General features: G+C 72.0%; 24 protein-coding genes. 18 read left to right on the forward strand and 6 right to left on the reverse strand.

The window, feature by feature from the left end:
* Nucleotides 1–3 precede the first annotated feature (3 nt).
* The 3 genes from tsaB to AC1DPN_RS03485 are packed head-to-tail and all read left to right on the forward strand — an operon-like array spanning nucleotide 4 to nucleotide 1,933.
* Entirely contained in the window at nucleotides 4–669 is a 666-nt protein-coding gene (tsaB, locus tag AC1DPN_RS03475; RefSeq protein WP_477083299.1) for a tRNA (adenosine(37)-N6)-threonylcarbamoyltransferase complex dimerization subunit type 1 TsaB, read from the forward strand.
* The gene (gene rimI, locus AC1DPN_RS03480) at nucleotides 669–1,127 is read left to right on the forward strand and encodes a ribosomal protein S18-alanine N-acetyltransferase (RefSeq protein ID WP_477083300.1); all 459 of its coding nucleotides are present in this window, start codon (nucleotides 669–671) and stop codon (nucleotides 1,125–1,127) included. Before tsaB ends, rimI begins: the two co-directional genes overlap by 1 nt.
* Nucleotides 1,124–1,933 carry a sulfurtransferase gene (locus tag AC1DPN_RS03485; protein ID WP_477083301.1) on the forward strand — a complete coding sequence of 270 codons (810 nt, stop codon included), beginning with the start codon at nucleotides 1,124–1,126 and terminating at the stop codon, nucleotides 1,931–1,933. Before rimI ends, AC1DPN_RS03485 begins: the two co-directional genes overlap by 4 nt.
* 64 nt (nucleotides 1,934–1,997) lie before the next feature.
* Here the strand turns inward: AC1DPN_RS03485 and AC1DPN_RS03490 are convergent, their stop codons facing one another.
* Nucleotides 1,998–2,639 carry a malonic semialdehyde reductase gene (locus tag AC1DPN_RS03490; protein ID WP_477083302.1) on the reverse strand — a complete coding sequence of 214 codons (642 nt, stop codon included), beginning with the start codon at nucleotides 2,637–2,639 and terminating at the stop codon, nucleotides 1,998–2,000.
* A gap of 87 nt (nucleotides 2,640–2,726) precedes the next feature.
* On the opposite strand from AC1DPN_RS03490, the gene tsaD reads away from it, so the two are divergent.
* Nucleotides 2,727–3,773, forward strand: coding sequence for a tRNA (adenosine(37)-N6)-threonylcarbamoyltransferase complex transferase subunit TsaD (tsaD, locus tag AC1DPN_RS03495; RefSeq protein ID WP_477083303.1), 1,047 nt, complete (start codon nucleotides 2,727–2,729; stop codon nucleotides 3,771–3,773).
* A gap of 108 nt (nucleotides 3,774–3,881) precedes the next feature.
* Nucleotides 3,882–6,698, forward strand: coding sequence for a PKD domain-containing protein (locus AC1DPN_RS03500; protein ID WP_477083304.1), 2,817 nt, complete (start codon nucleotides 3,882–3,884; stop codon nucleotides 6,696–6,698).
* Here the strand turns inward: AC1DPN_RS03500 and AC1DPN_RS03505 are convergent.
* On the reverse strand, nucleotides 6,695–7,843 hold the full coding sequence (locus tag AC1DPN_RS03505) for a glutamate--cysteine ligase (protein ID WP_477083305.1): 1,149 nt from the start codon (nucleotides 7,841–7,843) through the stop codon (nucleotides 6,695–6,697). The genes AC1DPN_RS03500 and AC1DPN_RS03505 overlap by 4 nt on opposite strands.
* The gene (locus tag AC1DPN_RS03510; RefSeq protein ID WP_477083306.1) at nucleotides 7,843–9,033 is read right to left on the reverse strand and encodes a class I SAM-dependent methyltransferase; all 1,191 of its coding nucleotides are present in this window, start codon (nucleotides 9,031–9,033) and stop codon (nucleotides 7,843–7,845) included. The genes AC1DPN_RS03505 and AC1DPN_RS03510 overlap by 1 nt, the downstream gene beginning before the upstream one ends.
* A gap of 206 nt (nucleotides 9,034–9,239) precedes the next feature.
* Between AC1DPN_RS03510 and groES the strand changes: the two genes are divergently transcribed.
* Nucleotides 9,240–9,536: a co-chaperone GroES gene (groES, locus tag AC1DPN_RS03515; RefSeq protein ID WP_477040242.1), complete on the forward strand. Its 297-nt coding sequence runs from the start codon at nucleotides 9,240–9,242 to the stop codon at nucleotides 9,534–9,536.
* A gap of 63 nt (nucleotides 9,537–9,599) precedes the next feature.
* On the opposite strand, the gene AC1DPN_RS03520 is transcribed toward groES, so the two are convergent.
* Entirely contained in the window at nucleotides 9,600–9,896 is a 297-nt protein-coding gene (locus AC1DPN_RS03520) for a WhiB family transcriptional regulator (protein ID WP_477083307.1), read from the reverse strand.
* 256 nt (nucleotides 9,897–10,152) lie between these two features.
* Here AC1DPN_RS03520 and AC1DPN_RS03525 point away from each other — a divergent pair, with 256 nt between their 5' ends.
* From AC1DPN_RS03525 to AC1DPN_RS03540, 4 genes are all read left to right on the forward strand, one after another.
* Nucleotides 10,153–11,055 (forward strand): MerR family transcriptional regulator, encoded by a 903-nt coding sequence (locus AC1DPN_RS03525; protein ID WP_477083308.1) that lies wholly within the window; start codon nucleotides 10,153–10,155, stop codon nucleotides 11,053–11,055.
* 186 nt (nucleotides 11,056–11,241) lie between these two features.
* Nucleotides 11,242–11,967, forward strand: coding sequence for a helix-turn-helix transcriptional regulator (locus AC1DPN_RS03530; RefSeq protein ID WP_477083309.1), 726 nt, complete (start codon nucleotides 11,242–11,244; stop codon nucleotides 11,965–11,967).
* A 57-nt stretch (nucleotides 11,968–12,024) separates the two neighbouring features.
* Nucleotides 12,025–13,536, forward strand: coding sequence for an IMP dehydrogenase (gene guaB / locus AC1DPN_RS03535; protein ID WP_477083310.1), 1,512 nt, complete (start codon nucleotides 12,025–12,027; stop codon nucleotides 13,534–13,536).
* Nucleotides 13,533–14,285: a class I SAM-dependent methyltransferase gene (locus AC1DPN_RS03540; RefSeq protein WP_477083311.1), complete on the forward strand. Its 753-nt coding sequence runs from the start codon at nucleotides 13,533–13,535 to the stop codon at nucleotides 14,283–14,285. The genes guaB and AC1DPN_RS03540 overlap by 4 nt, the downstream gene beginning before the upstream one ends.
* 72 nt (nucleotides 14,286–14,357) lie before the next feature.
* Here AC1DPN_RS03540 and AC1DPN_RS03545 read toward each other — a convergent pair whose 3' ends face one another.
* Entirely contained in the window at nucleotides 14,358–15,932 is a 1,575-nt protein-coding gene (locus tag AC1DPN_RS03545; RefSeq protein WP_477083312.1) for a helix-turn-helix domain-containing protein, read from the reverse strand.
* A gap of 110 nt (nucleotides 15,933–16,042) precedes the next feature.
* Entirely contained in the window at nucleotides 16,043–16,762 is a 720-nt protein-coding gene (locus AC1DPN_RS03550; RefSeq protein WP_477083313.1) for an exonuclease domain-containing protein, read from the reverse strand.
* Nucleotides 16,763–16,895: 133 nt separating this feature from the next.
* On the opposite strand from AC1DPN_RS03550, the gene AC1DPN_RS03555 reads away from it, so the two are divergent.
* The 8 genes from AC1DPN_RS03555 to AC1DPN_RS03590 all read left to right on the forward strand — a co-directional run bounded on the left by AC1DPN_RS03555 (nucleotide 16,896) and on the right by AC1DPN_RS03590 (nucleotide 25,669).
* Nucleotides 16,896–18,020 (forward strand): GuaB3 family IMP dehydrogenase-related protein, encoded by a 1,125-nt coding sequence (locus AC1DPN_RS03555; protein WP_477083314.1) that lies wholly within the window; start codon nucleotides 16,896–16,898, stop codon nucleotides 18,018–18,020.
* A gap of 225 nt (nucleotides 18,021–18,245) precedes the next feature.
* Nucleotides 18,246–19,007 (forward strand): DeoR/GlpR family DNA-binding transcription regulator, encoded by a 762-nt coding sequence (locus tag AC1DPN_RS03560; RefSeq protein ID WP_477083315.1) that lies wholly within the window; start codon nucleotides 18,246–18,248, stop codon nucleotides 19,005–19,007.
* The gene (pfkB, locus tag AC1DPN_RS03565; RefSeq protein WP_477083316.1) at nucleotides 19,004–19,951 is read left to right on the forward strand and encodes a 1-phosphofructokinase; all 948 of its coding nucleotides are present in this window, start codon (nucleotides 19,004–19,006) and stop codon (nucleotides 19,949–19,951) included. Before AC1DPN_RS03560 ends, pfkB begins: the two co-directional genes overlap by 4 nt.
* 1 nt (nucleotide 19,952) lies before the next feature.
* Entirely contained in the window at nucleotides 19,953–20,408 is a 456-nt protein-coding gene (locus AC1DPN_RS03570; RefSeq protein WP_477083317.1) for a PTS sugar transporter subunit IIA, read from the forward strand.
* On the forward strand, nucleotides 20,405–21,916 hold the full coding sequence (locus AC1DPN_RS03575; RefSeq protein ID WP_477083318.1) for a PTS fructose transporter subunit IIC: 1,512 nt from the start codon (nucleotides 20,405–20,407) through the stop codon (nucleotides 21,914–21,916). Before AC1DPN_RS03570 ends, AC1DPN_RS03575 begins: the two co-directional genes overlap by 4 nt.
* A 60-nt stretch (nucleotides 21,917–21,976) precedes the next feature.
* Nucleotides 21,977–22,246, forward strand: coding sequence for an HPr family phosphocarrier protein (locus AC1DPN_RS03580; RefSeq protein WP_477083319.1), 270 nt, complete (start codon nucleotides 21,977–21,979; stop codon nucleotides 22,244–22,246).
* The gene (gene ptsP, locus AC1DPN_RS03585; protein WP_477083320.1) at nucleotides 22,243–23,952 is read left to right on the forward strand and encodes a phosphoenolpyruvate--protein phosphotransferase; all 1,710 of its coding nucleotides are present in this window, start codon (nucleotides 22,243–22,245) and stop codon (nucleotides 23,950–23,952) included. Before AC1DPN_RS03580 ends, ptsP begins: the two co-directional genes overlap by 4 nt.
* Nucleotides 23,953–24,040: 88 nt before the next feature.
* The gene (locus AC1DPN_RS03590; protein ID WP_477083321.1) at nucleotides 24,041–25,669 is read left to right on the forward strand and encodes a succinic semialdehyde dehydrogenase; all 1,629 of its coding nucleotides are present in this window, start codon (nucleotides 24,041–24,043) and stop codon (nucleotides 25,667–25,669) included.
* The last annotated feature ends 2 nt before the right edge of the window (nucleotides 25,670–25,671 follow it).

Below are 25,671 nucleotides of genomic sequence, written 5' to 3' on the forward strand. Positions count from 1 at the left end.
ACCGTGCCCGTCCTTGCCCTAGACACGTCCGCAGCCGTCGCGGTCAGCCTGACCGACGACGACGGCGCGCTCCTCGCGGAACGCTCCGACGCGCAGCAGCGCCACCACGCCGAGCTGCTCGCCCCGATGATCGCCGCGGTGCTGGCGGATGCCGGCGTCGACCGGCGCGAGCTCACGTCGGTGGTCGTCGGCACCGGGCCCGCCCCCTTCACCGGCCTGCGGGTCGGGCTCGTCACCGCGCGCACGCTGGGGCTCGCGCTCGGGATCCCGGCCCGAGGCGTGCCGAGCCTGGACGCGATCGCGTCGGCAGCGTCGCGACGACTTCCTGAGGGGACCCACGTCGTCGTCGCGACCGACGCGCGCCGTCGCGAGGTCTACTGGTCGTCCTACCGGCTCGCCGGGCCGGGCCGCGTCCAGGTGCTCGTCCCGCCGTCGGTCGGCCCCGCTGCGGAGGTGCCGCTGGACGGTGCGCTGGTGATCGGGCGCGGCGCAGACCTGTACGCGGACGTCTTCGGGCGGGTCGACCCGCGCGACGGTCTCCTCGACCCCGACCCTGCCGAGCTGGCGCGCCTCTCGCTGCAGCGCGCCGACGAGGTCCTCGACACCGAGCCGCTGTACCTGCGCCGGCCCGACGCGGTCCCGCAGGCCGCCCGCAAGCGCGTGCTCTGATGTCCACGCTCGTCCGCCCGCTGACCGCCGGCGACCTGCCGACCCTCGAACGCCTCGAGGGCGAGCTGTTCGGCGCCGCCGCGTGGTCGCCGCAGGGGCTGGCCGACGAGCTCGTCGGCTCGGGCCGCTGGTACGTGGGGGTCGAGCAGGACGGCGAGCTCGTCGGGTATGCGGGCCTCTGGTTCGACGGCTACGACGCGCAGGTCATGACGATCGGCACCGAGGAGCGGTTCCAGGGGCGTGGGTACGCCCGGCTGATGCTCGACAACCTGCTCGCGCGCGCGCGTGAGGTCGGCGCGGCGGTGGTCCTGCTCGAGGTGCGCGTCGACAACGAGCCGGCCATCCACCTGTACGAGAGCGTCGGGTTCGAGCGGCTGGGCAAGCGTCGCGCCTACTACCAGCCGGGCAACATCGACGCCTGGACCATGCGGCTCGACCTGAGGACGGAGGCGACATGACCGATCGTGACGACGTGCTCGTGACGGCGGGTGCGCTCGAGGCGGAGCTCGCGGGACCGCGCCGGCCGGTGCTGCTCGACGTCCGCTGGGCCCTCGGCCAGATGGACGGCCACGAGCGGTACCTCGCTGGACACCTGCCCGGCGCGGTCTACGTGGACCTCGAGACCGAGCTGGCAGCACCCGCGACCCCGAGCGGCGGCCGGCACCCGTTGCCCGTCGACCTCCAGGCCTCTGCACGCCGCTGGGGCGTGACTGCCGACCGGCCCGTGGTCGCCTACGACGCGGTCGGCGGTATGTCCGCGGCGCGCGTCTGGTGGTTGCTGCGGTGGGCGGGCCTGCGCGACGTCCGTCTGCTCGACGGCGGCCTGGGGGCGTGGACGCAGCCGCTCGAGGCAGGTGAGGTCGTCCCGACGCCGAGCGACGTGGTCCTGGCCGGCGGCGCGCTGCCGACCATCGACGCCGACGAGGCGGCCACCTGGCGCGGATCCCTTCTCGACGCTCGTGCGGCCGAGCGCTTCCGTGGCGAGGTCGAGCCCGTCGACCCGCAGGCCGGGCACATCCCGGGAGCCCGGTCGTTCCCGACGGCCTGGCTGCTCGACGCGGACGGCACGTTCCTGCCGGACCAGGTGCTCCGCGCGCGGTTCGACTCGCTGGACGGTCCGGTCGCCGTCTACTGCGGCTCCGGCGTCACGGCCGCGCACGAGGTCGCCGCGCTCGCGACGATCGGCGTCGACGCGGCGCTCTACCCGGGCTCGTGGTCGCAGTGGTCGAACGACCCGGCCCGCCCTGTTGCCGTAGGGGAGTGACCCCGAGGACGACGAAGGCCGCGACCAAGGGGGATCGCGGCCTTCGCCAGCTCAGGTGTGCGCGTCAGACGTTCTTGGAGACCTGGCTGTAGCTCAGGCGCTCGGCGCGCGGACGCGGGGTGCCGGTGCCCTCGACGTTGCCCACGTTGATCACGAACAGCGACTTCCAGTCGTTGTCGGCGAAGAACTCGGCGTCGACCGCGGCGAAGTCGAGACCGGCCATCGGTCCGGCGCCCAGGCCCGCGGCGCGCAGCGCGACGATGAGGTAGCCGGCCTGGATCAGCGCGCTGGTGCGGGCCATGGTCTCGCGCGTCTCGGGCTGGCCCTCGAGGACGTCCTTGAACGCTGCGGCGTGCGGCGCGAGCGTCGGGATGTGCTGGTGGAAGCCGAGGTCGGCGGCGAGGACGAGAGTCACGGGGGCGGCCAGGACGCGCTCGCGGTTGCCCTCGTTCATCAGGGCGGCGAGCCGCTCACGGGCCTCGGGGGTACGCACGACGAGCAGCCGCAGCGGCAGCGTGTTCATCGCGGTCGGGCCCCACTTGGCCAGGTCGTAGACGGCCGCGAGCTGCTCGTCGGTGACGTCGCCCGGAGCGAACTCCGCGACGGTGCGCGCCTCGCGGAAGAGAAGGTCGGCGACGTCGTCGGCGACAGCCAGCGCGGGCGTCGGGAAGTCGAGGCCGTCGAGTACCGTGATGTCAGTGGTCATGTCTGATTGAAGCGTCAACTACCAACGGTTGTTCCGGGCGACGAGGTGAGGCGCGTCACGTCGTCGGCCCCGCCTAAACTGGCCCGTATGGCAGACCCCCTCGTGCTCGGGATCGAGACGTCCTGCGACGAGACCGGCGTCGCCCTGGTCCGCGGCTACGACCTCCTCGTGGACTCCGTCGCGAGCTCGGTGGACGAGCACGCACGGTTCGGCGGCATCATTCCGGAGATCGCCTCACGGGCCCACCTGGAGGCCATGGTCCCGACGATCGAGCGGGCGCTGGCCACGGCCGACGTCTCGCTGCACGCGGTCGACGCCATCGCGGTGACAGCCGGCCCGGGTCTCGTCGGGCCCCTCACCGTCGGTGCGTCCGCCGCCAAGGCGCTCGCGCTCGCGCTCGACAAGCCGCTGTACGGCGTCAACCACGTGATCGGCCACGCGGTCGTGGACGAGCTCGTCGACGGGCAGTTCCCGTCACGCGTGATGGCGCTGGTGGTGTCGGGCGGGCACTCCAGCCTGTTGCTCATCGACGACACCGTGAACGTCACCGAGCTCGGCTCGACCCTGGACGACGCCGCGGGGGAGGCCTTCGACAAGGTCGGCCGGCTGCTGGGCCTGCCCTACCCGGGTGGACCGCACATCGACCGGCTCGCGCGCGAGGGCGACCCGACCGCGATCCGGTTCCCGCGCGGCCTGACGGCCCCCAAGGACCAGACCGCGCACGCCGCCGACTTCTCCTTCTCCGGCCTGAAGACGGCCGTCGCACGCTGGGTCGAGGCCCGCCAGGACGCCGGCGAGGACATCCCTCTCAACGACGTCGCCGCCTCGTTCGCGGAGGCCGTCGCCGACGTGCTGACCGCCAAGACGATCGCCGCGGCGAAGAAGCACGGCGTCGACACCCTCGTGATCGGTGGTGGCTTCTCCGCCAACTCCCAGCTGCGCGACATGGCCGCCAAGCGGTGTGCCGAGGCCGGGATCACGCTGCGCATCCCGCCGATCCGCTACTGCACCGACAACGGGGCAATGATCGCCGCGCTCGGCTCCGCGGTGCTGCGCCGTGGCCTGCCGCCCTCGCCGCTCGACCTGCCGGTCGACTCGTCGATGCCCCTGACGCAGGTGCTCGTCCGGGCCTGAGTCGCCGGGTGCGCCCCGAGCGGGTGATGTCCTGTTTGTCCTGCTTGAGATGACTTGACACCATTTCGTGCCGGGTGGACGGTGTCCGGGACTGCGAGGAGCCCGTCCATGTCGCACCTGCACACCGTCTTCCACCGTCGGACAGCGGCCGTCGCCGCATCCGCGGCTCTGGTGCTGACCGCACTGGTCGCGAACCCGGCGGTGGCGGAAGACCCGGCACCCGCGCCGTTCACGTTCGTCGTCGTCCCGGACACGCAGAGCTACACCAAGTCGGTGGCGAACCACCCGATCATGGGTGAGCAGATGCAGTGGATCGCCGACAACCGGGCCGCGATGGGCACGGAGTTCGTCGCGAGCCTCGGCGACATCGTCGAGTTCGAGGACAACCTGACCAACTGGGACCGCGCCTCGCAGTACTGGGGGATCCTCGACGCCGCGGGTGTGCCGAGCAGCGTCGTGCCGGGCAACCACGACATGAACATGGCGAACGGTGAGCTCATCCGTTTCGGCCAGTACTTCCCGGTCAGCAGGTACGCCGTGAACTCGTGGACGCCGTCGACCACGACGTACGGCGGCTACTTGGGGCAGAACCAGTTCGGGCCGGACGCGATCGACCGGCAGAACGCGGACAGCTACTCCCTGTTCACGGCCGGCGGCATGGACTTCCTGGTGCTCAGCCTCGAGTTCAACCCGCCCGACGCGGCGGTCGCCTGGGCCAAGCGTGTGCTTGCCGCGTACCCCGACCGGCGCGCGATCCTCGCGACGCACAGCTTCCTCGACCTGTCGGGGCAGCGTACGGCCCAGGTGATCCGTGCCGACGGCGGCAACAGCGGCATCGAGCTCTGGGACAACCTCGTCTCCACGAGCTGCTCGATCTTCATGGTCGTCAGCGGGCACTTCCACAACGGCGAGGCAGGTGAGGCCCGGCGCACGGACGCGAACGCGTGCGGGAAGCCGGTGCTGCAGGTCCTCACCGACTACCAGGAACGCGCGAACGGCGGCAACGGCTGGCTGCGGTACTACACGTTCTACCCGGCCACCAACGAGATCAAGGCGTTCACGTACTCGCCGCACCTGAGCGCGTTCGAGACCGACGCCGACAGCCAGTTCGTGATGCCGTACGACATGTCCGGCAACGACCCCGGTGGGCCCCCAGCACTGGCGAGCGACCAGTTCGGACGCACGTCGTCATCGGGCTGGGGATCCTCTGAGATCGGCGGGCCGTGGACGCACGCCGGTTCCGCGTCGCGATACACCGTCGCCGGCGGGACGGGCAGGCAGGCGGTACCGCCCGGCTCGACACTGACGTCGACGCTGGGGTCGTTCGGGTCCACCGCGACCGACGTGCACGCCTCCGTGGCGCTCGACCGCGTGCCCGACGTCACCGCCTACCTGACCTTCGGCGGCCGGATCGTCGGCTCGCAGGACTACTCCGCCCGGATCAAGATCGCACCGACGGGTGCCCTTCAGCTGCAGCTCTTCCGCACCGGCGTCGCGATCTCCGGCGTCGCCGCTCCCGGGTTCGCCCTGACGGCCGGGACCCGGATCCACGTGCGCCTGCAGGCGGAGGGCACAGCGCCCACCGCGCTGCGCGCCCGGGTGTGGCGCGACGGCACCACCGAGCCGACCACCTGGCAGGTCGTCGCGACGGAGGCTACTGCTGCGCTGCAGACCGCCGGCGGCATCCGCCTGTCGACGTACGCGAGCGGCACCACGACCGGGGGCTCGCTCGTGGCCTCCTACGACGACGTCCTCGTCACGCAGATCGGCACGACGCCGCCTCCGGTGAACCAGCCCCCGCAGGCGTCGTTCGTCGCCACGCCGACCGGCCTGTCGGTCTCGGTGAACTCGTCGGCCTCGGTCGATCCGGACGGCACGATCGTGTCGCGCGCGTGGACCTTCGGCGACGGTGGCACCGCCACGACGACGACCGCGAGCCACACCTACGCCGTGGCCGGCACGTACCCGGTCGTGCTGACAGTCACCGACGACGACGGCGCGACGGCCAGCACGACCCAGCAGGTCGTCGTCACGGACCCCCCGGCCAACCAGCCACCCCAGCCGTCGTTCACCGCTACGCCGACCGGCCTGTCGGTCTCGGTGAACTCGTCGGCCTCGGTCGATCCGGACGGCACGATCGTGTCGCGTGCATGGACCTTCGGCGACGGCGGCACCGCCACGACGACGACCGCGAGCCACACCTACGCCGTGGCCGGCACCTACCCGGTGGTCCTGACGGTCACGGACGACGACGGGGCGACGGCCAGCACGACCCAGCAGGTCGTCGTGACGGCTCCACCGCCGGCCTCGACGCTCGCCTCCGACGCGTTCAACCGCACCGTGACCGGCGGATGGGGCACGGCCGACGTCGGCGGAGCCTGGGCTCTGACCGGGGCGACGCGATTCTCGGTCAGCGGCGGCGCGGGCCGGGTCCAGGCGGCCTCCGGCTCGACGCTCACGGCCACGCTGCCGAGCGTCTCCTCATCAGCGACCGATCTGCATGCGACCGTCTCCTACGCGGCCCAGCCCGACACCGCGACGTACCTGTCGTTCGTCGGACGCCTCGTCGGGACAGCGGACTACACGGCGCGGCTCAAGGTGCTCCCGACGGGCGTGACCCAGCTCAACCTGCTGACCGGCTCGACCGTGCTCGCTGCCAGCACGCTGCCCGCAGGGGTCGTCGGTCCGGGCCTGACGGCGCACGTGCGCCTGCAGGTCCAGGGCACGGGCCCGACGACGCTGCGGGTGCGCGTCTGGGCCGACGGGACACCGGAGCCGACGACGTGGACGCACACGGTCATGAACTCGGTGGTCGGTCTGCAGTCACCCGGGTCGGTCCGGATCACCACGTACCTCAGCTCGGGCGCGACGACCGGCCCGGCGGCGGTGACGTACGACGACGTGCAGGTGACGAGCCTCGGCTAGAGGGGTCGGCCGGCCTTCAGCTCCGCGACGAGCGAGCGGACGACGCCGTCGAGCTCGCCCGCGTGACGGCGAGCCACGGCACGCTGCCGCTGGTAGGAGGCGCCCCGGCGCAGGATCGTGCGCACCTGCTCGAGCTCGGCCGAGCAGCCCAGCCGCTCGGCGACGGGGGCGAGGTCGACGAGCCAGCGGCCGATCGCGTCGGTGACGAGCTCCTCGTCGCCCGCCGCGTTCGTGATGATGATCGCGTCCATCCCGTACCGCGCCGAACGCCACTTGTTCTCCTGTGCGAACCACGGAGGCAGCGTCGGCAACGCCTCGCCGCGGTCCAGCATCGTGGAGAAGTGCTCGACGAAGCAGTGGGTCAGGGCCGAGATCGCGGCGACCTCGAGGAGGTTGGAGGCGCCGTCGGCGATCCGCATCTCGAGCGTCCCGAACCGGGGCGAGGGCCGCACGTCCCACCGGACCTCGTCGAACTGGTCGATCACGCCGGTGTGCATCATGTCGCCGACGTACTGCTCGAGCTGCGACCAGTCCTCGAACCCGAACGGGAGGCCCGCGGTCGGCAGCTGCTGGAAGAGCAGCGCGCGGTTCGAGGCGTAGCCGGTGTCCTTGCCGCCCCAGAACGGGGACGACGCCGACAGGGACTGGATGTGCGCGAACACCGTCAGCATGGCGCGCGAGATCGGGAGCACCTTGGCGCGGTCCTCGATGCCCACGTGCACGTGCACGCCGTAGATCAGCATCTGCCGGCCCCACCACTGCGTCCGGTCGATCAGGGTCGCGTACCGCGCCTTGTCGGTGACCCTCTGCTGCGACCACTGCGCGAACGGGTGCGTCCCACCGCCCATGAGCTCGATGCGCAGCGGCTCGGCGGCGGCACCGACGAGCGCGAGCGCGCGCTGCAGGTCCGCGACCGCCTCGGCTACCGTCGTGCACTTCCCGGACCGCAGCTCGACCGTGTTGAGCAGCAGCTCCTGCGTGATGAGCGGGTGCTCGCCACCGTCGTCGGGGCGCACGGCCGACAGGATCGCCTCGGCCGCCTGGCGCAGGTCACCCGAGTCGGCGTCGACGAGCGCGACCTCCCACTCGATGCCGATGGTGGAGCGCTCCGAGTGCGCGAACGGCAAGGTGACCGGCGACGCCATCAGGCGGCCTCGACCACGAGCACCTGCTGGCTGCCTGCGACGCGCGTGAGGATGATCGTCGCGAACGCGTTGCCCCGCAGGTCGAGCTGGCGCCGCAGCTGCTCGGGCACCACTGCGGTGCCGCGCTTCTTGATCGTCAGCCGGCCGACGTCGCGCTCGCGCAGGTACGTCCTGAGCCGCTTGAGCCCGAACGGCATCGTGTCCAGGACGCGGTAGGCGGTGGCGGTCGGCACAGGTGTCAGCACGTCGGACGTCACGTAGGCGATCGTCGGGTCCACGAGCCGCCCGCGCACCTGGTCGGCGAGCTCGCCCACGAGCCCCGCGCGGATCACCGCACCGTCCGGCTCGTACAGGTACGCGCCGACCGCGCCCGACGGCGGCCGGTAGATGCCGTCCGGGTCGCTCGCCAGGATCGTGTGGGCCTGACCGTCGCGGAGCACCAGCGCGGACCGCCCGGGGCCTTCGGGTGCGAGCGGACCGAACCAGAGGCCCAGCTCGACCACGTCACCGTCGACCGAGACCCACTGCGCGTGCGCGTCCATCGGCAGGGCCGAGTGGGGGACTCCCGGGCCGAGCTTGAGCCCGAGGGCGGGGACCCGCTCACGCAGCTCGAGCACCCGGTCGAGCGACGGCTCGTAGGCGGACGGGTCGAACACGCGGCTTCCCGACGAGGTCCGACGCGCCGGGTCGGCGTACACACCGTCGATGCCCTCACCGGCGAGGTCGAGCGCGAGCCCGTCCCCGTGCCGGACCTCGGCGTCGGGGAAGTGGCGCAGGTTCACGGTGGCGATCGCGGCCGTCGCCTCGTCCACGTCCGTGGCCAGGACGCGCAGGCCGATCCCGGCGAACGCCATGGCGTCCGCACCGATCCCGCAGGTCAGGTCAGCCACCCGAGTGCTGCCCGCGTCGCGGTAGCGCCGAGCGTGGTGCGCGGCGACGTTGAGCCGCGTGGCCTGCTCGAGGCCCGCGGCGGTGAACAGCATCCCGCCGGCGAAGTCCCCGAACTTGGCCGCGGCCTTGGCGCGCAACCGCGACTGCGTGAGGGCCGCCGCGACCAGGGCCGGGTCCAGGCCCTCCTCGCGCATCCGCGCCGAGAGGGCCATGGTGCGGGACTCGTCGTAGGGCGGGAGCGCCGACAGCAGGGCCCAGCCCGCGGGGCTGAGCAGCTGGGAGAGGCCCTCGGAGTCCATGTCGCGATCCTTGCACGAAGGCTGTGTTCGCTGTGGGCTGGTTGGCACTCGCCTTGACCGAGTGCTAACGCCTTCCTAGAGTGAGGAGCTGGCACTCTCCCTGTGAGTGTGCCAACAGCGCTGCAGGCCCCGGCACCCGCGACGACGGCGGCCCGAAAGCGCACTTCGGACTCATGAACTACTCACATGCGAAGGGGAGGTCCGCTGTGTCGGTCTCCATCAAGCCCCTCGAGGACCGGATCGTCGTCAAGACGCTCGAGGCAGAGACGACGACCGCTTCCGGTCTCGTCATCCCGGACAGCGCCAAGGAGAAGCCCCAGGAGGGCGAGGTCCTGGCAGTCGGACCCGGCCGTGTCGACGACAACGGCAACCGGGTCCCGCTCGACGTCGCCGTCGGCGACAAGGTGATCTACTCCAAGTACGGCGGCACCGAGGTCAAGTACGCGGGCGAGGAGCTCCTCATCCTCTCGGCCCGCGACATCCTGGCCGTCGTGGTCAAGTGATCTGACGCACTCGCAGAACGGCCCCCCTCGGTCCTCGGACCGAGGGGGGCCGTTCTCGTACGGTCAGCCCGCGCGCGTCGCCCGACTGCGCTGGGCGAGGACGGCGGTCCGCTCGTCCTCCGAGAGTCCACCCCACACGCCGTAGGGCTCGCGCACGGTGAGCGACTGCTCCCGGCACGCCTTGATCACGGGGCAGGTGGCACAGATGGCCTTGGCGGCCTCGGCGCGGCGGCGTCGTGCAGAGCCTCGCTCGCCCTCGGGGTGGAAGAAGAGGTCCTGGTCCGCATCGCGGCATGCACCGTCGAACTGCCATTCCCACAGGTCCATCACGGGCCCCGGAAGTCGGGAGATCTCAGCCATGGCTTCCTCCTCAGTCGCTCCGCACACGTAGCCGCGGATCGGCGGCCGTGCCGGAAGTACGTGAACTGCGATCCGCGAGGTGTGCCCCACGGGTTGACGCGATGTTGAGGACGTTACAACCGCTTCAGAAGTTGTTCAAGACCCGTTCGCACGATGGGGTGATGAAACGATTGGGCCCATTACCGCAGGTGGATGCCCCGTGTCTACAAGTTCGCCGAAACGATCCTCACACCGCTGGGACTGGCACAATCGCGCCATGGACAACAGCGGTGGCGACTCGACGGACGCCCCGGCGCCCGCCCTCGCGGTCGCTGCGGTCGCCCGTCGGCTCGGCGTCGCACCGGCGACCCTGCGCACCTGGGACCGTCGGTACGGGCTCGGACCCTCGGAGCACTCCGCCGGCGCGCACCGGCGGTACTCCGCGGCCGACGTCGAGCGCCTGCTCGTGATGCGGCGCCTCACCCTGGACGGCGTGGCTCCGGCCGAGTCGGCGCGCATCGCGCTGGCCGCGGACGCCTCCGGACCGTCCGGTCTGCGCCCCCTGGCGGAACGGACACCGACGTCCGTGGTCGACGCGGCGCTGGCGGGAGACCTCGCGGGGTGCTCTCGCGTCCTGGCGCTCGTGCCGGACGTCGACGTCCTGACCTGGTGGACCGGCCTGGTGGAGCCCGCCCTCGAGGCGCTCGCCCGCCGCACCGTCGTCGACCCGCCCGGGGTCGACGCGGCCGCGACGATCCACGCGGCGGCGCTCGCGGCCCTGCGCGACCGGACCGGCGGGTACACGGGTGCCCGGCGGCCCGTCGTCCTCGTGCTCGGCGCGCCCCGCGAGACCCGTCCTCTCGTGGCCCACGCCGTGGCGGGCGCGCTCGCGGCCCGCGGGGTCGACGCGCGCATCGTCGGGGGACCCGGAGGTGCTCACCACGCGATCGAGCTCGTCGCGATGACGCGGACGCGCGCGGTGGTCACGATCGGCGAGGGCGGCTCGGTGGACCTCGGCGTGGTGGAGCGCATCGGCCAGGAGCATCCGGAACTGCCCCAGTTCGTCATGGTGCCGGATCACGCCGCGCACGCCGTCCCCCTCGGCCGGTCGGTGCACCGTGCACGGTCCTTCACCGGTCTCGTGCACGAGGTCCTCGCGGTCGCCACACGACCCTCCTGAAGGTCGTTCGACGCCGCTGATCAGCCATTTCACCCGCTCTACCGGGTGAGACATTCTGCACTTGCGACGCATCCTCGGACGTTTTCCCGACCCCCGCGCCGGTCGGTCGCATCGAGACCTAACGTCACTCGTCCGGGCGACCGATACACGACACGTGCCCCGTGCGGGGCCCGAGAGGGGATCAACATGGCAGGAGTCGTGGTCTGTCACGGCTCGGCAGTCGTGCGTGAGCGGCTGGTAGTGACGTCTATCGGAGTGCCCGCGCTCGGTCCTGTGCGCGCTGCGGCCACGGTCGACGAGCTGCTCAGCCTGGCGCGCCGGATGCCGCCGACGGTCGTTCTCCTGGATGCGCACCTCGGTGCACCGGGTGCGATCGAGGCGATCCGCCGTCTGCGTGCCGTTGCTCCCTCTGCGGCGATCGTGCTCCTCGCCCTTCCTGACGACACCGTCGCGCTCGACCGTGCTCTCGCGCTCGGTGCCCGCGGGTTCCTCGCTCCCGACGTAGGCCGCGCCGAGCTGTCCGCGGTCGCCGCGCACGTGCTCGCCAGCCCCGTGCTGCCGGTCTCGGCCGGCGCTCGCACCCAGACGGTCGACGTGCCCAGCCAGGCCAGCTTCGCGCAGCGTTCGGGGGACAACCGCATCTCCTCGTCGGTGCCCGCGAACGACGCCAACGCCGCCCCCGCGCCGGGTGCACCGACGTCGGGTGCGATCGCCGGTGTGCCGCTGACGAAGCGCGAGATCGAGGTTCTGATCGGCATGAGCAACGGGCGCTCGAACGCCCAGATCGGTGCCGAGCTCTACCTGTCCGAGGACACGGTCAAGACCCACGCGCGCCGTCTGTTCCGCAAGCTGGGTGCGAACGACCGTGCCCAGGCGGTGGCCATCGGGCTGCGCCGGGGCCTGATCCAGTAGCGGTCCGGTAGGCAGGCAGGATCCGGAGCTGCGTCGGGCAGCGCGTATCCTGGGCCGATGACGGAGCCCTCGCCTGCCGACCCGTTCGCCCGGATCGGGCTCACCTACGACGATGTGCTCCTCCTGCCGGGGGAGACCGACGTGATCCCGAGCGAGGTGGACACCGCCTCGCGCCTCACGCGGGAGATCTCCGTGCGCGTGCCGCTGCTGTCGGCCGCCATGGACACGGTCACCGAGTCGCGCATGGCCATCGCCATGGCGCGCCAGGGCGGCATCGGGATCCTGCACCGCAACCTGTCCATCGAGGACCAGGCGCACCAGGTCGACCTGGTGAAGCGCTCCGAGTCCGGCATGATCACGGACCCGGTGACGGTCTCGCCCGACGCGACCCTTGCCGAGCTGGACCACCTCTGCGGCATCTACCGCGTGTCCGGGCTCCCCGTCGTCGGGGTGGGCGGCCAGCTGCTCGGCATCATCACCAACCGCGACCTGCGGTTCGTCCCGCCCGGCGAGTTCGAGTCGCTGCGCGTGAGCCAGATCATGACGGCGATGCCGCTGGTCACCGCACCGGTCGGCATCACGCGGGACGACGCCGCGGCGCTGCTCGCCAAGCACAAGATCGAGAAGCTGCCCCTGGTCGACGACGCGGGCATCCTGCGCGGACTGATCACGGTCAAGGACTTCGTGAAGTCCGAGCAGTACCCCGACGCGACGAAGGACGGAGAGGGTCGGCTCATCGTCGGAGCCGCCGTGGGGTTCTTCGGGGACGCGTGGGACCGCGTGACCGCGCTGGTCGAGGCCGGGGTCGACGTGCTCGTCGTCGACACCGCCAACGGCCACGCCCGCCTGATGCTCGACATGGTCCGCCGCATCAAGGGCGACCCGGGCACCAAGCACGTGCAGGTCATCGGCGGCAACATCGCGACCCGCGAGGGGGCGCAGGCGCTCGTCGACGCGGGCGTCGACGCCGTCAAGGTCGGCGTCGGCCCGGGCTCCATCTGCACGACGCGTGTCGTCGCCGGTGTCGGCGTCCCGCAGATCACCGCGATCTACGACGCCTCGCTGGCGGCCAAGCCGGCCGGCGTCCCGGTCATCGGCGACGGTGGCCTGCAGTACTCCGGCGACATCGCGAAGGCCCTCGTCGCCGGTGCCGACACGGTGATGCTCGGCGGCCTGCTGGCCGGCTGCGACGAGTCGCCCGGTGACCTCGTGTTCGTCAACGGCAAGCAGTTCAAGCGGTACCGCGGCATGGCCTCGCTCGGCGCGATGCAGTCCCGCGGCGACCGCCGGTCCTACTCCAAGGACCGCTACTTCCAGGGCGACCTCTCCGACGACGAGATCATCACCGAGGGCATCGAGGGGCAGGTCCCGTACCGCGGACCCCTCGCGGCGGTCGCGCACCAGCTGATCGGTGGCCTGCACCAGTCGATGTTCTACGTCGGCGCGCGCACGGTCCCCGAGCTGCAGAGCCGCGGCAAGTTCATCCGCATCACGCCGGCCGGGCTCAAGGAGTCGCACCCGCACGACGTGCAGATGGTCTCCGAGGCGCCCAACTACTCCAGCAGGTGACGGCGGGCCTGCAACCGGCCGACTTCTACACCGGGCTGGTCGCGGAGCTCTACGCGCCTTTGCGCTCGTACACGCCGTCACCCGACACGTTCGCCGCGTTCATCGCGCACACCGGTGAGCCGGCGCTCGAGCTCGGTTGTGGAGACGGTGACCCGCTGCTCGCCCTGCGGGCGCTCGGACTCGACGTCGACGGGGTTGACTCGTCGTCCGACATGCTCGAACGGCTCCGCGCCCGCGCCGGCGCGCTGGACGTCACCGTGCACCAGCAGCTGTTCGAGGAGCTGGACCTGCCGCGGCAGTACCGGTCGATCTTCGTCGCGGGCGCGACGTTCAACCTGCTGCCGTCCGACGACGCGGTCCTGGCCGCGCTCGTGCGGATCCGTGCGCACCTGCACCCCGACGGCACGGCGAGGATCCCGCTGTGGGTCCCGCCGCCTTCCGAGGGCGTGGGCGAGCTGCGGTCGGACGTCGACGCGGACGGTGCGGTCATCCGCGTCTCGACGACCGGCGAGGACTACGACGTGGTCGCCCGGACGCGGCGCACCATGCTGCGCTACGAGCGTGCGTGCGACGGCCGTACCGAGACCGTCGACCGCGAGTGGCTGCTGCACTGGCACACGGTCGAGGGGTTCACCGCGCTGTGCGTGCGCGCGGGCCTGCGGGTCGATGCCGTGCTCGACGACGACGACGGCACGCCCGCCCGTCCGGACGCCACCAGCTTCACGGTTCTCCTGCGCCCGGCGAGCTGAACGGCCCGGCGAGAACGGACTTGTCGACGTCGACGAGCCGAATCCCGTCGACAGGTCCGTTCTCGCCTGCGCTCAGTCGCGGAACGTCTGGATGCGCGCGCCGAGCTGGACCAGGCGCTCCTGCAGCTGCTCGTAGCCGCGCGCGATGATGTCGACGTCGCGCAGCACGGACGTGCCCTTGGCGGCCAGCATCGCGAGCAGGATCACCACGGCCGGCCGGAGCGCAGGCGGGCACGACACCTCGGCACCCGACCAGTGCGTCGGGCCGCTGACCTGCAGGCGGTGCGCGTCGAGGAGCCGCACGTCCGCGCCGAGGCGCGTCAGGTCGGTGAGGTGGATGGCGCGACCCTCGTAGACCCAGTCGTGGATCAGGGTGGAGCCGGTGGCGCACGCCGCGATGGCCGCGAAGAACGGCAGGTTGTCGATGTTCAGCCCCGGGAACGGCATCGGGTGGATCTTGTCGATCGGTGCGCGCAGCTCGCTCGGGAACACGGTGACGTCGACGAGCCGGGTGCGACCGTTCTGTGCCGCGTACTCGTCGGACAGCTCGAAGTGCAGGCCCATCTCGGCGAGCGTGGCCAGCTCGATCTCCATGAACTCGATCGGCACGCGACCGACCGTGATCTCCGACGACGTCACGATGCCCGCCGTGAGCAGGCTCATGGCCTCGACCGGGTCCTCCGAGATGGCGTACTCGACGTCGGCGTCGATGTCCGCGAGGCCGTGCACGCGCAGGGTCGTGGTGCCGATCCCGTCGATCTTCACGCCCAGGAGCTCGAGGTAGAAGCACAGGTCCTGGACCATGTAGTTGGGGCTCGCGTTGCGGATGGTCGTGATGCCCGAGCGGCGGGCTGCGGCCATGATCACGTTCTCCGTGACCGTGTCGCCACGCTCGGTCAGGACGACCGACAGGTCCTTCGTCGTCGAGCGCTGGACGAGCGCGTGGTAGTCACCGGTCGTCGCGGTGACCTCCAGCCCGAACGGCCGGAGCCCGATCAGGTGCGGCTCGACCGTGCGCGTACCCAGGTCGCAGCCGCCCGCGTACGGGAGGCGGAACTCGTCCTCCAGGCCCAGGAGCGGGCCGAGGAACATGATGATGGAGCGCGTGCGGCGGGCCGCGTCGACATCGATCGCGTCGAGCTGCAGGCGGTCGGGGACGACGATCTCCAGGTCGCGGCCGTCAGTCGACCACACCGCCTTGACCCCGACGGACCGCAGCACCTCGACGATCCGGTCGACCTCGACGATCCGGGCCACGTTGCGCAGGCGCGTGGTGCCGCGGTTGAGCAGCGACGCGCACAGCAGGGCGACCGCGCCGTTCTTGCTGGTGTTGACGTCGATCCGGCCGCTGAGCGTCTGGCCGCCCTGGACCCGAAGATGGGTGCGCTGTGGGCCGCCGAGCGTGACGATGGGGGAGTCGAGCGCGGCGCCGATGCGCGTGAGCATCTCGAGGCTGACGTTCTGCGCACCCTGCTCGATGCGGTGGATCGCCGACTGGCTGGTGCCCAGACGCTCGGCGAGCTGGGCCTGGGTGAGGCCCTGGTGCTGGCGTGCGGCCCGGACCAGGGTGCCCACGTGGGCCAGCTGGTCCGCCACGATCGGGAGCGCGCCGGTGCTGAGGGGGACCGGGGTGGTGGTCGTCGTCATGGGACGACGCTAACTCATGGATGAGATATTGACATCTCGGTTACCCGTCGAACCAGGTCACAGCGTCCTGTTCGGATCGCCCAGAACTCACTGGCGATATGACGCGCGTCTCACCAGAGGGTGCCGACCGGTTCCCGCGCGGGCCAGACGTCCGACGCCCCCGGCCCGTCGAACCCCTGGGACAGACGCCAGGCGTTGAAGCCCTCGGCCCAGGCCTGGTGCGCCGTCGACTGGTACTCGTGCAGCGTGTCCAGGTCGAGGTCGGCCAGGTGCGGGAAGCGCCCGACGATGCGCTCCAGCACGTCCAGCGTCGCCACCACGTCGACGTCCGCCGTGTGCAGGGTCCCGGACTCGACGACCTCGTAGTACCCGCACAGGTCGACCAGCTTGCGCTTGCCGTGCCGGAACTGGTCCTCGGCCCGGTCGAGCACGAGCGGGTCGATCACCGGACGTGCCTCGTTGTACAGGCGGTCCGGGAGCGTCTTGAGCTTGTGCCGACGCAGCTCCGCATCGAGCAGGCACAGGTCGAACGTCGCGTTGTAGGCCACGACCGGGACGCCGTCGCGGAACGCCTGTGCGAGCTCGGAGGCGATCTCCTCCAGCGCCTGCTTGGGCTTCGTGCCGTGCGTGCGCGCATGGTTCGAGCTGATGCCGTGGATCGCCGAGGCGGCCTCGGGGATGTCGATGCCCGGGTTGATCAGCCAGCTGCGGATGTGCGTGCCGGTCTCGTCGCGACGGACCAGGGCGGCGGTGACGATGCGGTCGTTGTCGACGTCGATGCCGGTCGTCTCCGTGTCGAAGCCGAGCAGCGGCCCGTCCGTCCAGCTCATCCGTCGCACTCCGTCTCTCCAGCGGTCTCCCCGGCGGCTCTCCCAGCAACCGCAGTCAGGATCGCACCGGGTACTGACACAGCCAGGGAGGATGCCCGCGTGGCGTGCCCCCCAGCCCCGGTAGCCTTGCCGGGTGAGCAACGACATCGAGATCGGCCGCGGCAAGCGCGGGCGCCGCGCGTACTCCTTCGACGACATCGCCGTCGTCCCGTCGCGACGTACCCGCGACCCCGAGGAGGTCTCCGTCGGCTGGCAGATCGACGCGTACCACTTCGACCTCCCGGTCGTGGCGGCCCCCATGGACTCGGTGATGAGCCCGGCGACCGCGGTCGCGCTCGGCAACGCCGGCGGTCTGGGTGTGCTCGACCTCGAAGGTCTGTGGACCCGGTACGAGGACCCGGCGCCGCTGCTCGAGGAGATCGCCACGTTCGATGCCGCCGGCGCGACCGCGCGCATGCAGGAGATCTACTCGGCCCCGATCCAGCCCGAGCTCATCACGGCCCGCCTCAAGGAGGTGCGTGCCGCAGGAGTCACGGTCGCCGGGGCGCTCAGCCCGCAGCGGACCAACGAGTTCTGGCGCACGGTCGTCGACGCAGGCGTGGACCTCTTCGTCATCCGCGGCACCACGGTGTCCGCCGAGCACGTGTCCGGCCGCGCCGAGCCGCTGAACCTCAAGCGGTTCATCTACGAGCTCGACGTCCCCGTGATCGTCGGCGGCGCGTCCACCTACACCGCCGCTCTGCACCTCATGCGCACCGGCGCGGCGGGCGTGCTCGTCGGCTTCGGCGGGGGCGCCGCGCACACGACGCGCCTCTCGCTCGGGATCCACGCGCCCATGGCGTCGGCCGTCGCCGACGTCGCCGCGGCCCGTCGGGACTACCTGGACGAGTCCGGCGGCCGCTACGTGCACGTCATCGCCGACGGCGGGGTGGGCCGCTCCGGCGACCTGGTCAAGGCCGTCGCGTGCGGAGCCGACGCGGTCATGCTCGGTGCCGCGCTCGCCCGGGCGACCGAGGCACCCGGTCAGGGCTGGCACTGGGGTCCCGAGGCTCACCATCCGCAGCTCCCGCGCGGCGAGCGCGTCGAGGTCGGCACCGCGGGGTCGCTCGAGCAGATCCTCTTCGGTCCGGGCCACACGGCCGACGGCACGCTCAACCTCATCGGTGCCCTCAAGCGTGCGATGGCGACCACCGGTTACTCCGACCTCAAGGAGTTCCAGCGCGTCGAGGTCGTCGTCAGCCCGTACCAGCCGAACTAGCGCGCGCAGCGACCACACGACGCCCGGCGGGCGCCCAAAACGGGCGCTCCCGGGCGTCTGTCTGTGTCCGGTCCGGAAACTCTCGACTCTGACCTGCAGGAATCTTTGAATCAACATTTGTTTGTCGCCGGATGTGTCCGTATGGGTTGACATCGGCTGTGACCAAGAGCACCCTGGACGTAGCGGACGCCGTAGTCAGATCGGCGCACGGACGACGGAGTCGATGTGTACGCACCGGAGCGGCACCAGCAGATCCTGGCCACGGCGCGCGCTGACGGCCGGGTGGACGTCAACCGGCTGGCCGAGGACCTGGACGTCACCCCCGAGACCATCCGACGCGACCTCACCGTGCTCGAGCGCCACGGGCTCCTGCGTCGGGTGCACGGCGGAGCGATCCCCGTCGAGCGGCTGGGCTTCGAGCCCGGCATCGCCGACCGTGAGGCGAAGTTCGCGGTCGAGAAGGAGCGGATCGCGAAGGCGGCGCTCGAGGAGCTTCCGGACGGCGGCGCCGTCATCCTCGACGCCGGCACCACCACGGTCCGGCTCGCGGAGCTGCTGCCCTCCGACCGTGAGCTCACCGTCGTCACCCACGCGCTTCCCGTCGCGATGGCGCTCGCCATGCGGCCCGGCATCACGCTCCACCTGGTGGGCGGCACCGTGCGCGGCCGCACCCTCGCGGCGGTCGGCGCCTGGGCCGAGCGGGAGCTCGCGGACATCCACGCCGACGTCGCGTTCGTCGGCACCAACGGCCTGAGCGTCGAACACGGGCTCACGACGCCCGACCTCGCGGAGGCGGCCGTCAAGCGAGCGCTCGTCGCCAACGCCCGCCGCACGGTCGTCCTGACCGACCACTCGAAGATCGGCCGCGTCGACTTCGCACTCGTCGTGCCGCTCTCCGCCGTCGACACCGTCATCACGGACTCGGGCGCCGAGCCGGAGCTGGTCGAGGAGATCGAGGCCGCCGGCCCGCGGGTGGTGATCGCGTGATCGTCACCGTGACCCCCAACCCCAGCCTGGACCGCGCGCTCGAGCTGGACCGCCTCGTCGTCGGGGAGGTCAATCGCGCCGACCGGGCGCACGTGCACCCGGGCGGCAAGGGCATCAACGTCTCTCGCGTCCTGGTGCGGCACGGCATCGAGTCGGTCGCGGTCCTCCCGGCCGGCGGCCTGGACGGGAACCGGCTCGTCGAGCTGCTCGCCCAGCACGGGGTGCCCGCGCTGGCGGTTCCGGTCGCCGGCGACACACGCACCAACCTGACGCTCGTCGAGTCGGACGGCGCGACCACCAAGGTCAACGCCCCTGGCCCCGAGCTCTCGCCCGACGAGGTCACGGCGTTGCTCGCGGCCGTCGAGGGACAGCTCACTGCGCGACCCCGTGCCCTCGTCGGCGCAGGCAGCCTCCCGCTCGGTGCGGGCGAGGACTTCTTCGTCGAGCTCGCGGGCCTCGCCTCCCGCCACGGAGTCCCGTTCGCGCTCGACACGTCAGGCGTCCCGCTCGCCCGCGCCGTACGCGCCGGCGGGCTGGCCCTGGTCAAGCCGAACGACGAGGAGCTGGCCGACCTGGCCGGTCGTGAGCTGCTGACCGTCGGCGACGTCGTCGACGCCGCGCACGAGCTCCTCGACGCCGGCACGCAGGAGGTCCTCGTGAGCCTCGGTGTGCACGGCGCGTTGCTCGTCACGGCACAGGGAGTCTGGTGGGCCGGAGGCCCCCCGATCGTCCCGCTGTCCACCGTCGGCGCGGGGGACTCGACCCTCGCCGGCTTCCTCGCCACCGAGGGCTCGTCGGGCGAACGCCTGCGCGCCTCGGTCGCCTTCGGCCGGGCGGCCGTGCTGCTTCCCGGCACCGCCGTCCCCGGCGCCACCGACATCGACCCGGGCGCCGTCCGGGTCATGGAGAACCCCGATTCCCGACTCGCCCTCAAGGAGCTGTGACGTGAGTACCCCGCTGATCACCCCGGACCTGGTCGCCGTCGACCTCGTCGCCACGGACCGCGACGACGCGACCCGCCAGCTGATCGATCTCCTGCACGCGGCAGGCCGCGTGACCGACGCGGACGGCTTCCACGCTGACGTGCGGGCCCGGGAAGCGCAGATGGCCACGGGCATGCCCGGCGGGATCGGTCTCCCGCACGCGCGCTCGAGCTTCGTCACCGCTCCCAGCCTGGCCGTCGGCAAGGTCGCCGCCGGCGTCGACTTCGGTGCCCCCGACGGGCCGGCGACGTTGATCTTCCTCATCGCCGCGCCCACCGAGGGCGACAGCGACCACCTGCAGATCCTGGCGGCGCTCGCCCGCCGACTCGTGCACGAGTCCTTCCGCACCTCGCTCAAGGACGCGACCGATCCCGTCACCGTCGCCGACATCGTCACCCGAGAGGTGGTCCCCTCATGAAGCTCGTCGCCGTCTCCTCCTGCCCGACCGGCATCGCCCACACCTACATGGCCGCCGAGGCCCTCGAGCAGGCGGGCAAGGCCGCCGGGCACGAGGTCCACGTCGAGACCCAGGGTGCGGCCGGCTCCACGCCGCTGGACCCGCAGATCATCGCCGACGCCGACGGCGTGATCTATGCCGCGGACCTCGAGGTCAAGGACAAGGGTCGGTTCGCCGGCAAGCCGTACATCGACGTCGGCGTCAAGAAGGCCGTGCACGACGCCCCGGGTGTCATCGCAGCAGCGGTCGCGGCCGTCGAGGCGGGGGTGCCCGCCGGAACGCCTGCGGCCCCCACAGGTCCCGCGACGAAGGTCGACCGCAACGCGGGAGTCGGCACGCGGATCCGTCAGTGGCTCATGACCGGTGTCTCCTACATGATCCCGTTCGTCGCCGCAGGCGGGATCCTCATCGCGCTGGGCTTCATGGTCGCCCAGTTCGCCGGCGGCAGCGACGGCGTCGTCGCCGTGACCAGCGTCCCCCTGACGCACCTCCTGAACGACTTCGCCGTGACCAACGGCATGGACTGGGCCGCGCTCCTGTTCCAGACCGGCGCGATCGCGTTCGGCTTCCTGGTGCCGATCCTGTCCGGCTTCATCGCCTACGCCATCGCCGACCGGCCCGGCCTGGTGCCCGGCATCGTCGGCGGCGCGATCTCCGTGGCGGTCGGGGCCGGCTTCCTCGGTGGCCTCGTCACCGGTTTCCTCGCGGGCTTCCTCGCCCTGTGGATCAGCCGGTGGAGCGTGCCCAAGGGTGTGCGCGGCGTGATGCCGGTGGTGGTCATCCCGCTGCTGTCGACGTTCGTCGTCGGGCTCGTGATGATCGTGCTCATCGGCCAGCCGATCGCGAGCCTCATGACGGGTCTGAGCGACTGGCTCAACGGCCTGTCCGGCTCCAACCTGATCCTGCTCGGCGCGCTGCTCGGCGCGATGATGGGCTTCGACCTCGGCGGGCCGATCAACAAGGTGGCCTACACGTTCGCGGTGACCGGCCTGGCGACCGAGGGCCTGGCCACCGACGCGGTCCAGTACCAGATCATGGCGACCGTGATGGCTGCCGGCATGGTGGCCCCGCTGGCCATGGCCCTGGCGACCGTCGTCCGCAAGCGCCTGTTCACGCACGCCGAGCGGGAGAACGGCAAGGCCGCCTGGCTGCTCGGCCTCTCCTTCATCTCCGAGGGTGCGATCCCGTTCGCCGCGGCAGACCCGTGGCGCGTGATCGTCTCCTCGGTCGTCGGGTCGAGCGCCGCAGGCGCCCTCGTCATGGCGGTGGGGTCGGGACAGCGGGCCCCGCACGGCGGCATCTGGGTGCTGCCGCTCATCTCGAGCCCGATCGGGTTCCTCATGGCCGTGGCCGTCGGGATGGTCATCGCGACCGGACTGGTCGTCGTCCTGAAGAGCGCCAAGCCCAACGAGTTCGTCCTGGCTGAAGAGGCGGCCGACGCCCAGGCGCTCGTCGCCACGGCCGCCTGACACCACCACCCGCCGCCGCCCGGCACCGTTGCCGGGCGGCACCCCGATCGGAGAACCGTCATGCCTCAGCGCACCGTCGTCGTCGCCTCCCGCGTCGGCCTCCACGCCCGCCCCGCCATGCTGTTCACGCAGGCCGTCGCCGAGACCGGCCTGCCCGTCACCATCGCCCGTCCGGGCGGCGAACCGGTCGACGCCGGCAGCATCCTGTTCGTCATGTCGCTCGGCGTCCCGAGCGGCGAGGAGGTCACGCTCGCCGTCGAAGGTGCCGGGGCCGACGCCGCGCTCGACGAGCTCGTCGCCCTGCTGGCCACGGACCTGGACGCGCCGTGAGCACCACGACGCAGGGCCGCGTGCTCCAGGGCGTCGGGGTCGGGCGGCGCGCCGTCGTCGGACCGGTCGCGCAGGTGCGCCCCGCGACGCACGTGGAGGCAGACGCGCCCCTGCTGGTCGACGGTGTCCCCGCGGACATCGACACTGCACACGCCGTGGTCGAGGCCGCGTTCGCCCAGGTCGCAGCCGGCCTCCGCGACCAGTCCGCCCGGTCCGCGGGCACCGTGAAGGACGTCCTCGCCGCGACGGCGCAGATGGCGGACGACCGGGCGTTGCGGACCCAGGTGCTCGCGCGGATCGACGGCGGTGAGCCGGTGGTCAGCGCCATCGACGGCGTCGTCGACGCCTTCGCCTCGATGTTCGAGCAGGCCGGTGGATACCTGGCCGAGCGCGTCACCGACCTGCGCTCTGTGCGTGACCGCGTGGTCGCGGCGGCGATGGGTCTGCCGGCGCCCGGCGTGCCCGAGCTGACGCGGCCGTCCGTCGTCGTCGCCAAGGACCTCGCACCCGCCGACACCGCGGCTCTCGACCTGGCGAACGTCCTCGCGATCGTCACGGAGCTCGGTGGGCCGACCGGCCACACGGCGATCATCGCCGGGCAGCTGGGCCTGCCGTGCATCGTCCGTGCCACCGGCGCGACCACGATCGAGGACGGTACGCAGGTCGCCGTCGACGCGGCCGACGGCACCGTGACCACCGAGCCGAGCGCGGCCCAGCGGGCCGAGGTGGACAGGCGCGCGGCGGTCGAGACCGCCCTGGAGTCCGACACCGCGGCAGGCGGGACGTCGGACGGCAGGCTCGTCGCCCTGCTCGCCAACATCGGCACGGCGGAGGACGCCGCGCGCGTCGCCGGGGGTGCGGTGGAAGGCGTCGGCCTGTTCCGCACCGAGGTGCTGTTCCTCGAGCGCACCTCGGCTCCGACCGTGGACGAGCAGGCGGAGGTGTATCGACGCGCCCTGACGTCGTTTGGTGACCGCAAGGTCGTCGTCCGCACGCTCGACGCGGGTGCCGACAAGCCGCTCGCGTTCGCGACGCAGCCCGACGAGGAGAACCCCGCCCTGGGCGTGCGCGGCTACCGCCTCGTGCGGACCCACCCGGAGCTCCTGGACACCCAGCTCGAGGCGCTCGCCCGAGCGCAGGCGGCGACGGGCACGAAGCCGTGGGTCATGGCGCCGATGATCGCGACGCCCGCGGAGGCGCGCGCGTTCGCCACCCGAGCTCGCGCCGCGGGGGTGGCCACGGTCGGCGTCATGATCGAGGTCCCCGCAGCCGCCCTGCGTGCACGGGAGATCTTGGCCGAGGTGGACTTCGTGTCGCTGGGCACCAACGACCTGGCGCAGTACACGATGGCCACCGACCGCCTGCGTGGTGAGCTGGCGGACCTGCTCGACCCCTGGCAGCCGGCCGTCCTCGATCTGGTCGACGCCACCGCGCGTGCCGGTCAGGAAGCCCGCAAGCCCGTCGGGGTGTGCGGCGAGTCCGCGTCCGACCCGGTGCTCGCGCTCGTCCTGGTCGGGCTGGGGGTGACCAGCCTGTCGATGTCCGCCGGGTCGGTCCCTGCCGTCCGGTACGCCCTCCGGCACCACAGCACCGCGCAGTGCGCCACGATGGCTGCCGCGGCACTCGCGGCACCCTCGGCGGTCGACGCTCGCGCAGCGGTGCTGACGCTGCTGCACCCGGACGTACGGACGACGCTCGGCGTGTAGTCCGCGGCGGCACGGTCCGACCGGCACGCGCACGAGGTCGGCGTGTGGTCGGGCCGATTCGCTCCCCGCCGCGCGTACCCTCGCGGGTATGGCGCACGACCCCGGACACATCGAGCTGCACGACCCTGAGACCGACCCGCTCGCGACCTACGTGCTCGAGCCGGACGACATCCGGACGCTCCTGAGACGCGTCGTGGCATCCCCGGGTGCCGCGACGTACACGTCCCACGCACCGTTCACCGGCGGGCCCATCGCCGCGGTCCCGCTCTCGACCACAGACGACGTCGCACGGGCCGCGACGCGGGCGCGTTCGGCACACCGGCTGTGGGCAGCGCGCCCGCTGCGTGAGCGCACCGCGGTGCTCTCGCGGGTGCACGACCTGGTCCTCGAACGGCAGAGCGACGTCCTCGACCTCATCCAGCTCGAGTCGGGCAAGGCGCGCGTCTCGGCGTTCGAGGAGGTCTGCGACATCGCGAACGTCTCGCGGCACTACGCGCTGCGTGCCTCGCGGTACCTCGCCCCGCGCCGCGCGCCGGGGCTCATCCCCGGGCTGACCTCCGTGCGCGTCCTGCGCCACCCGGTCGGCGTCGTCGGCATCGTCGCGCCCTGGAACTTCCCGCTGACCCTCACGCTCGGTGACGTGCTGCCGGCGCTCGTGGCCGGCAACGCCGTGATCCTGCGCCCGGACCCGCAGACGGCGCTGACGTCGTTGTGGGCCGCGGAGCTCCTCGAGGAGGCCGGGCTGCCCGACGGGGTGCTGCAGGTCGTCGTCGGGGACGGGACCATCGGTGCCGCGGTCGTCGAGCACGTGGACCACGTGAGCTTCACGGGATCGACGCGCACCGGCCGGCTGGTCGCAGCGCACGCCGGTGAGCGGCTCGTGCCCGCCACCCTCGAGCTGGGCGGCAAGAACCCGATGTACGTCGCGGAGGACGTGGACGTCGAGGTCGCGGCAGAGGGCGCGGTGCGTGCCTGCTTCGTCGGGACCGGTCAGGTGTGCGTGAGCATCGAGCGGGTCTACGTGCGCGACGAGATCGCCGACGAGTTCATCGCGGCGTTCGTCCGCCGGACGCGTGAGCTGCGGCTCGGGTCCGGCCTCGACTACCGCTCGGACGTCGGCTCGCTCACGTCGGCGGCCCAGCTCGCGACCGTGGTCGAGCACGTCGAGGACGCGATCGGGCACGGTGCGACCGTCCTGGCCGGGGGAGTGCACCGCACCGACCTGGGCCCGTGGTTCTACGAGCCGACGATCCTGACGGACGTCCCGGACGAGGCACGCCTGGTCCGCGAGGAGACGTTCGGTCCCGTCGTGACGATCTACCGCGTCGCGTCGGACGACGAGGCCGTCGCGGCGATGAACGACACCGAGTTCGGTCTGAACGCGAGCGTCTGGACGGCCGACACCCGTCGCGGCGCGGCGCTGGCCGCCCGCGTGCGGTCGGGGTCGGTGAACGTCAACGAGGGCTACGTCGCCACGTGGGGCTCGGTCGGTGCACCGCAGGGCGGCGTGGGCTCGTCGGGCATCGGCAGCCGGCACGGTCGTGAGGGGATCTGGGCGACGACCCGGACGCAGACGATCGCCGTCCAGCACGGGGTGCACGGTGTGCTCGGCGGCCCCGGGGTCGGCCTGCACCGCATGTTCGACCTGGGCACCGAGACCTGGCCGCGGCTGTACACCGAGGCCCTCCGCGTGATGAAGGCGTTCCGGCTGCCGTAGTC

It is taken from the genome of Cellulomonas sp. P4_H4 (assembly GCF_056400865.1).

What these genes read in the sequence shown, in the direction of transcription:
- AC1DPN_RS03590 (WP_477083321.1), top strand. Translation starts at nt 24,041, where the DNA reads ATGGCGCACGACCCCGGACACATCGAGCTGCACGACCCTGAGACCGAC.
- AC1DPN_RS03545 (WP_477083312.1), bottom strand. Translation starts at nt 15,932, where the DNA reads ATGACGACGACCACCACCCCGGTCCCCCTCAGCACCGGCGCGCTCCCG.
- AC1DPN_RS03490 (WP_477083302.1), bottom strand. Translation starts at nt 2,639, where the DNA reads ATGACCACTGACATCACGGTACTCGACGGCCTCGACTTCCCGACGCCC.
- AC1DPN_RS03525 (WP_477083308.1), top strand. Translation starts at nt 10,153, where the DNA reads ATGGACAACAGCGGTGGCGACTCGACGGACGCCCCGGCGCCCGCCCTC.
- AC1DPN_RS03550 (WP_477083313.1), bottom strand. Translation starts at nt 16,762, where the DNA reads ATGAGCTGGACGGACGGGCCGCTGCTCGGCTTCGACACGGAGACGACC.
- guaB (WP_477083310.1), top strand. Translation starts at nt 12,025, where the DNA reads ATGACGGAGCCCTCGCCTGCCGACCCGTTCGCCCGGATCGGGCTCACC.
- AC1DPN_RS03575 (WP_477083318.1), top strand. Translation starts at nt 20,405, where the DNA reads ATGAAGCTCGTCGCCGTCTCCTCCTGCCCGACCGGCATCGCCCACACC.
- AC1DPN_RS03530 (WP_477083309.1), top strand. Translation starts at nt 11,242, where the DNA reads ATGGCAGGAGTCGTGGTCTGTCACGGCTCGGCAGTCGTGCGTGAGCGG.
- tsaD (WP_477083303.1), top strand. Translation starts at nt 2,727, where the DNA reads ATGGCAGACCCCCTCGTGCTCGGGATCGAGACGTCCTGCGACGAGACC.
- AC1DPN_RS03505 (WP_477083305.1), bottom strand. Translation starts at nt 7,843, where the DNA reads ATGGCGTCGCCGGTCACCTTGCCGTTCGCGCACTCGGAGCGCTCCACC.
- AC1DPN_RS03510 (WP_477083306.1), bottom strand. Translation starts at nt 9,033, where the DNA reads ATGGACTCCGAGGGCCTCTCCCAGCTGCTCAGCCCCGCGGGCTGGGCC.
- AC1DPN_RS03580 (WP_477083319.1), top strand. Translation starts at nt 21,977, where the DNA reads ATGCCTCAGCGCACCGTCGTCGTCGCCTCCCGCGTCGGCCTCCACGCC.
- AC1DPN_RS03500 (WP_477083304.1), top strand. Translation starts at nt 3,882, where the DNA reads ATGTCGCACCTGCACACCGTCTTCCACCGTCGGACAGCGGCCGTCGCC.
- rimI (WP_477083300.1), top strand. Translation starts at nt 669, where the DNA reads ATGTCCACGCTCGTCCGCCCGCTGACCGCCGGCGACCTGCCGACCCTC.
- AC1DPN_RS03485 (WP_477083301.1), top strand. Translation starts at nt 1,124, where the DNA reads ATGACCGATCGTGACGACGTGCTCGTGACGGCGGGTGCGCTCGAGGCG.
- AC1DPN_RS03520 (WP_477083307.1), bottom strand. Translation starts at nt 9,896, where the DNA reads ATGGCTGAGATCTCCCGACTTCCGGGGCCCGTGATGGACCTGTGGGAA.